Below are 11,005 nucleotides of genomic sequence, written 5' to 3' on the forward strand. Positions count from 1 at the left end.
TCCCCTGGCCTTGGGACCCGTCCCAACCCGATCACGCCAAGCTGCGGCGGCATCCAAGATCGGGAGGAAACCCATGGGGCTGACCACGACCGCACTGGCGACCGCACTGGCCGCGGGCCTGCTGGCGGTGAGCCCGGCCGAAGCCTGTCCCCCGGACGTGCCGCCGCCTGCGTCCGGGCGGACGCTGACCGTCGGCCCCGGCGGGCAGTACTCGACCGTCCAGGCGGCGGCCGACGCGGCGCGGCCCGGCGACAACGTCAGCATCGCGGCCGGGACGTACCCCGGCGGCTTGACGCTCAAGCAGAGCGGGGCGCCGGGGAAGTACATCACCTTCTACGGCCAGGGCGGCACGGCCGTGATCCAGGGCAAGGACGGCCTCGCACTCGGCGATCGCTCGTGGCTGCGCTTCACCAATGTCACCGTCTCAGGATCGAGCCGCTTCGGTGTCTACGCGTACCAGGCGCACGATCTCGTCTTCCAGAAGTTCGGGATCGACGGCTCGCAGGACGGCGGGCTGGTGCTGCTCGACACCGCCAACGCCGTGATCGACGGCTGCGACATCCGGGGCACCAACGCGCGCGGGACGTCGGCCGACCACGAGGCGATGAGCCTCGGCGAAGGGTCGCGCGACATCGAGGTCAAGCACTGCCGGGTGCACGACAACGGCGAAGAGGGCATCGACGTCAAGTACACCGAAAACGCCCGGATCTCCATTCACGACAACGTTTCCTCGAACAACCGGGGCCCGAACATCTATGTGGACTCGTCGTCCGGCGTGGAGATCTACAACAATGTCGCGAGCGGCACCAAGAACAACACCAAGGCCGGTATCGCGCTGGCCGTCGAGGACTATTCCGAAAGCAGGAAGCTCGACAACGTCAAGGTGTACAACAACGTTTCCTACGGCAACTCACAAGCGGGCCTGAGCATTTGGGTCGAATCCACCGGCGTGATCTCGAACGTGCGGATCATCAACAACACCTTCTACGGAAACGCGCAGGGCGCGATGTGGTTCGGCGGCGACGAATACGCGGGCGTGAACGTCCTGCGCAACAACATCTACGCCGAAGGGAACTTCACGCACCCCGCGTTCACCAGTGACCACAACGTCGCGGGCGATCCCGGATTCGTCGATCCGCGCGCGGGCGACTTCCACCTGCGGCCCGGTTCGGCCAAGGCCGTCGACCGGGGCTCCGCCACCGGCGCCCCGGCCTTCGACCTCGACAACAAGCCGCGTCCCCGCGGCGCGGGGCACGACATCGGCGCCTACGAGATGTAGCGGCGGCGGCCCGCCAGCGCGCCGAAGGTCATCTGCAGCACGAACACGCCCAGCACCATGACGAACGGGATCGTCCAGCCGTGGGTGAGGTCGTGGAGCAGGCCGAACAGGAACGGCCCCAGCGCCGCGAGCAGGTAGCCGATGCCCTGCGCCATCCCGGACAGGCGGGCGGTGTCCTCGCCGGTGCGGGCACGCAGGGCGATCACGGTCAGCGCGAGCGAGAAGACGCTCATCCCGATGCCGACCAGGATGCTCCACAGCAGCGGCGAGAACCCCGGCGCGACCATCAGGCCGACCATCCCGGCGAAGCCGAACAGGCCGAGCCCGACGATCCAGAGGCTCTGGCTGCCCTGGCGGGCGGCGAGCGCCGGGATGGTCAGGCTGATCGGCACCGCGAGCACGGAGACCAGGCCGAGCAGGAACCCCGACTCGGTCTTGGACACGCCCGCGTCCATCAGCACCTCGGGCATCCAGCCCATCACAACGTAGGCGAGGAACGCCTGGAAGCCGAAGAACAGCGTGACGATCCAGGCGAGCCGGTTGCGCAGCAGCGACTTGCCGGTGCCAGCCGGTCCGGCGGCGACCGCCTCGCCCTCGGCGCGGCGGCGGGCGGCGAAGAACCAGACGGCCAGCGCGACCACGCCGAGCACCGCCCAGCTGGCGAGCGCGGGACGCCAGCCGCCCAGCGCGTCGTCGATCGGCGGGGTGATGCCGGAGCCCAGCGCGCCGCCGAGCTGCAGCGCGGCGGTGTAGATGCCGGTCATCACGCCGATGCGGGCCGGGAACGAGTCCTTGATCACGACCGGCACGAGCACGTTGGCCAGCGCGATGCCCGCGGTCGCGACGAGGGTGCCGCCGAGCACGACGTACGGCCCGTCGAGCACGCGCAGCACGAGCCCGGCGCTCAGCACGGCGAGCGCCAGCCCGATGGCGGCGCCGATCCCGAACCGGCGCGACAGCCACGGCGCGGCTAGCCCGGCGCCCGCGAAGCAGAGCCCCGGCAACGTAGTCAGCACGCCTGCCCAGACCGCCGAAGCACCCAGGGAGCCACGCATCTCACCGAGCAGCGGGCCGACGCTGGTGATCGCCGGACGAAGGTTCAAAGCGGTCAAAACGACAGCGACAGTGAGAAGCAAGCCCCCGGCGAGCACGGTCCGGCGGCTGTCTGGAATCGGTTCTACAACGCCCTCGAGTTCGAGTTCGAGGCCACGAGAGGTGCTTGATTCCCAGGAGTACACGGTCACACCAGCCACTATGGCAGACATGGGATGATTGGACGATCAAATGTGACCGCACCATCATCCCGTCACATGGCCCTGGCGTCCACCGCTAACGTTGACCAGACTGTTCAGTTGCAGTCAGTTAACCGCTCACAAGGCGAGGAAGGGATTACCGCTGTGCCTCTGGCCACCACTCGACGAGCAGGCCTGGTAGACCAGGTCATCGAGCAACTGCGCGAAGCAGTAACCAAAGGAGAGTGGCCAATCGGGCAACGGATCCCCACCGAACCCGAACTCGCTACCCAACTCGGCGTCGGCCGCAACACGGTCCGTGAGGCCGTCCGCGCGCTCGCGCACAGCGGGCTGCTGGAGGTCCGCCAGGGCGACGGCACCTACGTGCGCGCCACGAGCGAGGTTTCCGGCGCGGTCCGAAGACTGTGCGGCAGTGAACTCCGCGAGGTGCTGGAGGTCCGCCGAACCCTCGAAGTCGAGGGCGCCCGCCTCGCCGCCTCGTCCCGCACCGACGAAGAGGTCGCGAAACTCTTCGCCCTTCTCGACCAGCGGGACATCGAGCAGTCCGAGGGCCGCTGGGACGATTTCGCCCGCACGGACGCCGAATTCCACTTCACCGTGGTCCACAGCGGCCACAACACCCTGCTCACCGAGCTCTACCGCGGACTGACCGAAGTGGTCACCGCCAGCGTCGCGGCGACGTCGAACAAGCACCCCGACAACGCCCAGGAGATCGAGCACCGCGGGCTCGCCAAGGCCATCGCCGACCGCGACCCCGACCGCGCCGCCGTCGAGGCCGTCGGCTTCCTCAACGAGCTACTAGCGGGCATCGCCGAGTAAAAAAATCCCAATGTGGCATTCGTCAGGTTCGAGCTGACGAACGCCACATTGGCTGGCTGAAAACTGACCAATGCCGCATTGGGATTTTTTTACCGTGATCGGGCGGGCTGGGGGGGTGTCAGGGGAGGGTGAGGATTTCGGCGCCGTCGTCCGTGACGAGCAGGGTGTGCTCGAACTGGGCGGTCCACTTCTTGTCCTTGGTGGTGACCGTCCAGTCGTCGTCCCAGATGTCGTAGTCGATCGTCCCGAGCGTGATCATCGGCTCGATCGTGAACGTCATCCCCTTTTCGATCACCGTGGTGACCGAAGGCTCCTCGTAATGCAGGACGGTCGGCGCCGTGTGGAACGCCGGGCCGACACCGTGGCCGGTGAAGTCCCGCACGACCCCATACCCGAATCGCTTGGCGTAAGACTCGATGACGCGGCCGATCACGTTCAGCTGGCGGCCGGGACGCACGGCCTTGATCGCGCGCATGGTCGCCTCGCGGGTCCGCTCGACCAGAAGCCGGGCCTCTTCGGAGACATCGCCCGCGAGGAAGGTCGCGTTGGTGTCGCCGTGCACGCCGCCGATGAACGCGGTGACGTCGATGTTGCAGATGTCGCCGTCCTCGATCACCGTCGAGTCGGGGATGCCATGGCAGATGACCTCGTTGAGCGAGGTGCAGCACGACTTCGGGAAATGCCGGTACCCGAGCGTCGACGGATAGGCGTGGTGGTCGAGCACGAACTCGTGGATCACCTTGTCGATGTCCTCGGTCGTCGCGCCCGGCTTGACGGCCTTGCCGCCCTCTTCCAGCGCCTGCGCCGCGATCCGGCTCGCGACGCGCATCTTCTCGATCACCTCGGGCGTGCGCACGCCGTTGCCGGTGTCCCGTTTCGGCGCAGGCTTGTCCACGTACTCGGGACGGGCGATGCTGGCGGGGACGGCGCGGCGCGGCGTCTGGACGCCGGGCTTCAACGGGGCACGAACGGACATGCCTCCACCCTACGACCATCCGGTCAGCCGAGTCCCGTCAGGAACCGGTGTGCGGCCTCCACGGCCGGTTTGGAGCTGCCCGCGTCGACCAGCAGCACCGCGAAGGCCAGGTCACCGGCATAGCCGACGAACCACCCGTGTGAGTGGGTGCCGTCGCCGAACTGCGCGGTGCCGGTCTTGCCACGGACGTCGGGCAGATCACGTAGTCCCGTCGCCGTGCCCTCGGTCACGACCGCGCGCATCATGCCGCGCAACGCGTCGAGCACGTCCGGCCGCAGCTGCTTGCCGAGGTTCTGGGTGCCGGTGGCGACGCCGCGCAGCAGCGTCGGCGTCGGCGTGCGGCCGGACTGGACGCTCGCGGCGACCACGGCCATCCCGAACGGGCTCGCGACCACCGTCCCCTGGCCGAAGCCGTTCTCCGCGCGCTGCACGACATTGTCGGTGGCGGGCACCGAGCCGGTGACCGTGGTGAGCCCCGGCAGCGCGAAGTCGGCGCCCAGCCCCAGATCGCGGGCCGATTCGGTCAGCGCGGCGGCCGGGAGGTCGGCCGCGAGCCTGGCGAAGGTCGTATTGCAGGAGCGCGCGAACGCCTTCGTCAGCGGCACGGAGCCGAGCGCGAACTTGCCCTCGTTGGGCACCACGCGGCCGTTGAACGCGGTCGTGCCGGGGCAGTCGACCGTGCTGTCCGCGCCGACCTTGCCCGCCGACATCGCGGCGGCCGCGGTCACGATCTTGAACGTCGAGCCCGGCGGGAAGCGGCCGGTGAGCGCGAGCGGGCCCTGTTCGTCGGCCTTGTCGTTCTGTGCCACCGCGAGCAGCTCGCCGGTCGACGGCTGGATCGCGACCAGCGCGGCGGGCGTCTTCACCGCGTCGATCGCCTTCTCCCCCGCCGCCTGCACCTTGCCCGACAGCGTGCTCGCGATCGCGGGCGCCGGTTCGGCCGGCTTCGCGTGCAGCTCGGCGACGTCGATGCCCATCGAGCCGACCGTCACCACCCGCCAGCCCGCGTGCCCGGCGATCTGGTCCTCGACCATCGACCGCACGGCCGGCAGCACCTGCCTGCCGAAGTCACGCTGGATGGGCAGCAGCCGTTCCTGCTTGCTGAACCGCACGCCGGGCAGGTCGTAGATGACGGGTTTGACGCGCTGATAGTCGCCAGCCCGCAACGACACGACCGCGTAGGCGGCGGTGGGGTTCTGCGCCTTCAAGCCGTCCACAATGGACTTCTGGGTGACCGAGGGCTCGTACTTGCCGAGCGCGGCGGCGAGTTTTCCCGCCACCGGGCCGGGATCCGGCAGCTTCGGGTCCATCAGCACGCCGACCACGGTCCCCGGTTCGAGGATCGGCACACCGTCGCGGTCGAGCACGGCGGCCAGCGGCGGCGTGTCGACGCGCACGGCCAGCACCTGCTGCGCGCCGAGTTTCGGGTGCAGCACGGTCGGGAGCCAGCGGACCTTCCAGTTGTCCTGCTCGGAGAACAGCTGCGCGCTCGCCTGGTACTGCCACTGCCTGCCGTGCCCGAGATTCCAGTCGTACTGGAACTTCGCGTCGGCCGTGGTCGATCCCGCGGGGTTGTGCACCTCTTGGACCGAGGTCTGCAGCGACTGCGGCTGCAGCGCGCCTCTCGCCTGGTCGAGCACGGCCTTCGCGGTGTCGGGGGCGTTGGTCAGCATCGCCGCGCGGGTGGTGTCACCCGACGCGATCGCACCCAGGAAGTCCTTGAGGACGTCCTCGGGGCCCGGCGTGGACGAGCACGCCGTCAACGAGGCGAGCAGAAGCCCGACGAGCAACAGTGATCGAACCGGCATGCGCGGGATAATGCCTGTTCAGAGCGGTTGTCAAGAACCGCAACGCCGACTCAAAAGAGTACAGTCGCGTACTGCCCGACCTGTTCGAAGCCGACCTTGCGATACGCCGCGAGCGCCGCCGTGTTGTACGAGTTGACGTAGAGGCTCGCCGTCCGGCCGAGGCCGCGGACGAGCCTGCTGACCACCGCGCCGGTGCCCGCGGTGCCGAGCCCGTCGCCGCGGCGGTCCGGGTGCACCCAGACGCCCTGGATCTGGCCGACCGTGCTGGACATCGCGCCGATCTCGGCCTTGAAGACGACTTCCTTGCCCTCGAACCGGGCGAACGCGCGCCCGCCCGCGATCAGCTCGGCGACCCTGGCGCGGTAGCTGACGCCGCCGTCGCCCGCGCGCGGGTCGACACCGACCTCTTCGATGAACATGGCGATGGCCGCGGGCAGGTAGCGGTCCAGCTCGTCGGGCCTGACCGGGCGGACCAGCGGGTCGCTCGGCACGGCAGGCGGGCCGTCGAGCGCCATCAGGGGCTGATCGGCACGGACCTCCCGGGCGGGTCCCCACTCGGGATTGAGCTCTTCCCACAGCCCGAGCACCTGCTCGGCGGGCCCGACCAGCGAGGAGCAGCTGCGCTGGCGGCGCAGCGCGCGGTCGGCGAAGCAGCGCAGCGCGGAGGCGTTGCCGCGCAGCGGGATGAGGTTGGGGCCCGAAAAGCACAGGCCCTGGATCCGGCCTGCCTTGATCGGGCGCGAGTCGGCGGCCCACAGCTCACCGCCGAGGCGCCAAGGGTCTAGACCGGCAACCTCGACTCGGGCGCTGACCATGCAGCTACCCACCGGGTCGGCGGAGAGCGCGGCACGGACCGCCGGAAAGTCCCGATCATCTAGCAGCCGCGCACCTGCAAGCCGCAACACGTTCACCAGAGTGCCAGATGAACGCCGTCAACGGAACGCGAGGGCCCCGACACGCTGTGGCGAACTTTTCCGCGAAACCGAAGTGACAAAGCGTGACAGCCCGGCCAGAGTCGAAGTATGCGAACTCCTGGGGTAGTGAGTAAGCGAATCACCCGATCATTGACACTGGCGCTGGCCTTCGTGGCCGTTGGCGCCCTGACCTCCACCGCGGCCGCGACCGGCCGCGACCTCGTCCGCACCGACGCGGGCACCGTCCGGGGCACGGTGACCGACGGGCATCGGACGTTCCAAGGAATCCCGTTCGCCGCGCCACCGGTCGGCGAACTGCGCTGGAAGGCGCCACAGCCCGCGCGGCCATGGACCGGTGTGCGCGACGCGACCAAACCCGGCGACCGCTGCGCGCAGGCCGCGTCGGTCGTCGGCGCGGGCAGCGAGAGCGAGGACTGCCTCTACCTGAACGTCACCACGCCGGCCAAGCCGTCGTACCGGCCGCGGCCGGTCATGGTCTGGGTGCACGGCGGCGGGTTCACCTCGGGCGCGGGCAGCGACTACGACGTGCGGCGGCTGGCTTCGGGCGGCGACGCGATCGTCGTCACCGTGAACTACCGGCTGGGCGCGTTCGGCTTCCTCGGCTACCCGGGGCTCGCCGACTCGGGCGTCTTCGGCATCGAGGACCAGCAGGCCGCGCTGCGCTGGGTGAAGCGCAACGCCGCGGCGTTCGGCGGCGACGCGCACAACGTGACGCTGTTCGGCGAATCGGCAGGCGGGTTCAGCGTCTGCTCGCATCTCGCTTCACCGCTGTCGGCCGGCCTGTTCGACCGGGCGATCATCCAGAGCGGCCCGTGCACGCTGTCGTGGCCGGACGGCGGGTTCTTCCCCGGTGTCCCGGCGGGCAGCCCGTTCACCTCGCTCTCGGCCGCCGAGCAGCAGGGCACGGCGGCGGGCGCCGGTCTCGGCTGCCACGACGTCGCCTGCCTGCGCGCGCTCCCGGTGAAGTCGCTGCTGTCGCTCCCAATCAGCTCGCCGGTGTACGACACGAAGGTGCTGCCGCTGGACCCGGCGCGGGCGGTGCGCGAGGGCCGGTTCAACCGGGTGCCGACGATCGCGGGCACCACCCGCGACGAGGCCAGGCTGTTCGTCGCGATGTTCCCGGACCAGCCGATGACCGAGCAGCGCTACCAGGAACTGCTGCGCACTGCTTTCGGCGCCAAGGCCCCGCAGGTCGCGGCGAAGTACCCGACGTCGGCGCACGGCTCGCCGTCGATGGCGTTCGCGGACGCGATGACCGACCGGGTCTGGTCTTGCCCCCAGGCCGAGACCGACCGGCTGCTGGCCGCGCGCACGCGGACGTTCACCTACGAGTTCGCCGACCGGGACGCTCCCGCGCTCCTGCCGTTCCCGCCCGACATGAAGCCGGGCGCGGCGCACGGGTCGGAACTGCCGTACCTGTCGGACCTCGTCGGCACCGACTTCAAGCTGACGCCTGAGCAGCAACGGCTCTCGGCGCAGATGATCGGGGCCTGGGCGCGGTTCGCCCGCGTCGGCGACCCTGGGCTTCAGTGGCACTCGGGCGTGCTCTCGCTCGCGCCCGGCGCGGTTGAGCCCGTCGACCTGGCGGCTGAGCACAACTGCGGTTTTTGGGCGGGCATAGGCGTTTAGGGTCGCGCGCGCTGCGGCGGTTGTTGGGCGGAAAGCCAACCCGTGGCGCGTCCGTGTGGCTTGGGTGAGGGAGGCCCTCACCAAATCGGGATCACGCGAGGGCCGAAGTGGGTAGGTCGTGAGCGTCGCGGCCGGTTATCGGCTGGAAAGTCAGCGTGGCGTGGCCTGGCGGGCGAGTTGATCTTCGCGAATGAACGAATCTGGACATTGTGCGGCCAGATTCTTCCGTTCGCCGCGGCTAGCCACCTGCGGGCAAAGTGGGGCCGGGGGTCGTGAGTGTTCCGACCGGTTCTAACCGGCCTAAACACTCACGACCCCTTCTACGCAGCGCCTTTGTAAGTGCCGAAGGTCCAAAGGTTCCCCTCGGTGTCGCGGGCGGTGAAAGCGCGCGAGCCGTACTCGGTGTCGGCGATGGGATCCGCGATCTCGGCGCCGGCGCGGACGCGCTCGTAGACCGTGTCGACGTCGGAAACCACCACGTAGACAGCGTTTCCGCCCGCCTTGATCTCGCCGTGGACTCCGGCGCAGTAGGCGGTGCCGCTGAACATCACGCCGCCACCGCCGGGCCAGCGGATCTCCGCGTGCACGATGTCGCCGGTTTCCCCGGGCACCACAAGGGTTTCCGAGAAGCCGAAGACGCCGGTCAGGAATTTCAATGCCGCGGGCGCGTCGTCGTAGCGCAGTGCGGGCCAGATCTCGTTCATGGCTCAAGTGTCGAGCGCGAACACATCCGAGTCTTGGAGAAACGGGAGCTCTTCGAGGATCCAGGTCCGCGGCGAACATCCGGCCAGCGCACGCCATTCGTTCGACAGATGCGCCTGGTCGTAGTAGCCGCACTCGACGGCGAGCGAGGCGAGATCGAGCTGCCCGCCGCGCAGTTTCCAAGCGGCACGTTCGAAGCGCAACACCCGCGCCGCCTGTTTGGGCGAGAGCCCGACCTCGGCGCGGAACCGCTCGCCGAAGTGACGGCGGCTCCAGCCGATCTCGTCAGCTAGCGAGGCCACGCGTAGCTGCCCGCCTGCGCCGATCATCGACCGCCACGCCCAGCCGACCTCACGCGGGACATCGACCGAGGCGGCCGAAGCCGTCAGCACGGTGTCCAAAATGGAGAATCTCGAGGCCCAGTCCGGCGCCGACCGGAGCCGGTCCGGCAGCGAGCCCAGTGCGAACTGCTCGAGTTCGACGACCTGCCCGGCCAGCGAAGCGGCGGAGACGCCGAGGAGCGCGCGGACGCCGAGCGGGTTCAGCTCCAGGTGGATGCCCGACTGGAAGCGGTCCTGGGCGATCAGCGCCGGGCCGACGTGCATGCCGCCGACCATGCCCTGGGTGCTCAGCGCGCCGAAGCCGGCCGCTTCGAGCAGCCTGATCGGCTCGGCCAGGCTGATGATCATGGTCACGTACCGCGACGGAAGTCCCCGATGGACTTCGAGGGTGACGCTCTCCTGGGTGTAGCCGACGTACCGCGCGACCAGGTGCCGCACCGCCGGGTGCGGCCGTCCCACAGCCCATTCGACTGACACCTGACCAGCCTAAACCGGCCGGCCGACAGTTACCGGGAGACCGGGATAAAGCGGGCTTTATCCCGGGGCGAGCACCCCGATATAAAGCCCGCTTTATCCCGTTCGAGCACTCAGCCGACGGTGACGGTCGGCTCGCCCTCGCCGATCGACGCGCCTGACTCTTCGGCGATGCGCATGGCCTCTTCGATCAGGGTCTCGACGATCGCGTGCTCGGGCACGGTCTTGATGACCTCACCCTTGACGAAGATCTGGCCCTTGCCGTTACCCGACGCGACACCCAGGTCGGCCTCGCGAGCCTCACCCGGGCCGTTCACGACACAACCCATGACCGCGACCCGCAGCGGGATCTCCATGCCCTCGAGCCCGGCGGTGACCTGCTCGGCCAGCGTGTACACATCGACCTGCGCGCGCCCGCACGACGGGCACGACACGATCTCGAGCTTGCGCTCCTTGAGGTTCAGCGACTGCAGGATCTGGATCCCGACCTTGACCTCTTCCACCGGCGGCGCGGACAACGACACACGGATCGTGTCACCGATGCCCTGCCGCAGCAGCGCGCCGAACGCGACCGCCGACTTGATGGTGCCCTGGAACGCCGGACCGGCCTCGGTCACACCCAGGTGCAGCGGATAGTCACACTGCTCGGCCAGCAGCTCGTACGCGCGCACCATCACGACCGGGTCGTTGTGCTTGACCGAGATCTTGATGTCGTGGAAGTCGTGCTCGGCGAACAGCGACGCCTCCCACATGGCCGACTCCGCCAGCGCCTCCGGCGTCGCCTTGCCG

The 11,005-nt window shown here is 69.2% G+C and carries 10 protein-coding genes; 3 read left to right on the forward strand and 7 right to left on the reverse strand.

Features of this window, described 5'->3' with window-relative positions; genetic code table 11:
- The first annotated feature begins 73 nt into the window (after nucleotides 1-73).
- Nucleotides 74-1,279 (forward strand): right-handed parallel beta-helix repeat-containing protein, encoded by a 1,206-nt coding sequence (locus BLV57_RS41650; RefSeq protein ID WP_091300041.1) that lies wholly within the window; start codon nucleotides 74-76, stop codon nucleotides 1,277-1,279.
- Here the strand turns inward: BLV57_RS41650 and BLV57_RS41655 are convergent.
- Complete coding sequence (locus BLV57_RS41655) at nucleotides 1,267-2,544, reverse strand: CynX/NimT family MFS transporter (protein WP_091300044.1); 1,278 nt, start codon at nucleotides 2,542-2,544, stop codon at nucleotides 1,267-1,269. The genes BLV57_RS41650 and BLV57_RS41655 overlap by 13 nt on opposite strands.
- A 132-nt stretch (nucleotides 2,545-2,676) precedes the next feature.
- Between BLV57_RS41655 and BLV57_RS41660 the strand changes: the two genes are divergently transcribed.
- Nucleotides 2,677-3,351, forward strand: coding sequence for a FadR/GntR family transcriptional regulator (locus BLV57_RS41660; protein WP_091300047.1), 675 nt, complete (start codon nucleotides 2,677-2,679; stop codon nucleotides 3,349-3,351).
- Between the two features lie 118 nt (nucleotides 3,352-3,469).
- Here the strand turns inward: BLV57_RS41660 and map are convergent, their stop codons facing one another.
- From map to BLV57_RS41675, 3 genes are read right to left on the reverse strand one after another with little or no spacing between them, the layout of a single operon-like run.
- Complete coding sequence (map, locus tag BLV57_RS41665; protein WP_091300050.1) at nucleotides 3,470-4,327, reverse strand: type I methionyl aminopeptidase; 858 nt, start codon at nucleotides 4,325-4,327, stop codon at nucleotides 3,470-3,472.
- 23 nt (nucleotides 4,328-4,350) lie between these two features.
- Entirely contained in the window at nucleotides 4,351-6,135 is a 1,785-nt protein-coding gene (locus BLV57_RS41670; RefSeq protein ID WP_091300053.1) for a penicillin-binding transpeptidase domain-containing protein, read from the reverse strand.
- Between the two features lie 50 nt (nucleotides 6,136-6,185).
- Entirely contained in the window at nucleotides 6,186-7,040 is an 855-nt protein-coding gene (locus BLV57_RS41675; RefSeq protein WP_091300083.1) for a GNAT family N-acetyltransferase, read from the reverse strand.
- A gap of 135 nt (nucleotides 7,041-7,175) precedes the next feature.
- Between BLV57_RS41675 and BLV57_RS41680 the strand changes: the two genes are divergently transcribed.
- Nucleotides 7,176-8,699, forward strand: a complete 1,524-nt coding sequence (locus tag BLV57_RS41680) for a carboxylesterase/lipase family protein (protein WP_245757747.1) — start codon at nucleotides 7,176-7,178, stop codon at nucleotides 8,697-8,699.
- 320 nt (nucleotides 8,700-9,019) lie between these two features.
- On the opposite strand, the gene BLV57_RS41685 is transcribed toward BLV57_RS41680, so the two are convergent.
- The 3 genes from BLV57_RS41685 to BLV57_RS41695 form a co-directional block, all read right to left on the reverse strand.
- Entirely contained in the window at nucleotides 9,020-9,403 is a 384-nt protein-coding gene (locus BLV57_RS41685; protein WP_091300055.1) for a VOC family protein, read from the reverse strand.
- A 3-nt stretch (nucleotides 9,404-9,406) separates the two neighbouring features.
- On the reverse strand, nucleotides 9,407-10,219 hold the full coding sequence (locus tag BLV57_RS41690) for a helix-turn-helix domain-containing protein (RefSeq protein WP_091300058.1): 813 nt from the start codon (nucleotides 10,217-10,219) through the stop codon (nucleotides 9,407-9,409).
- A gap of 110 nt (nucleotides 10,220-10,329) precedes the next feature.
- On the reverse strand, nucleotides 10,330-11,005 hold a 676-nt coding region (locus BLV57_RS41695; RefSeq protein ID WP_176969048.1), incomplete at its 5' end, for a flavodoxin-dependent (E)-4-hydroxy-3-methylbut-2-enyl-diphosphate synthase.

The sequence above is a fragment of the Amycolatopsis xylanica genome (assembly GCF_900107045.1).
GTDB classification, from domain to species: Bacteria; Actinomycetota; Actinomycetes; order Mycobacteriales; family Pseudonocardiaceae; genus Amycolatopsis; species Amycolatopsis xylanica.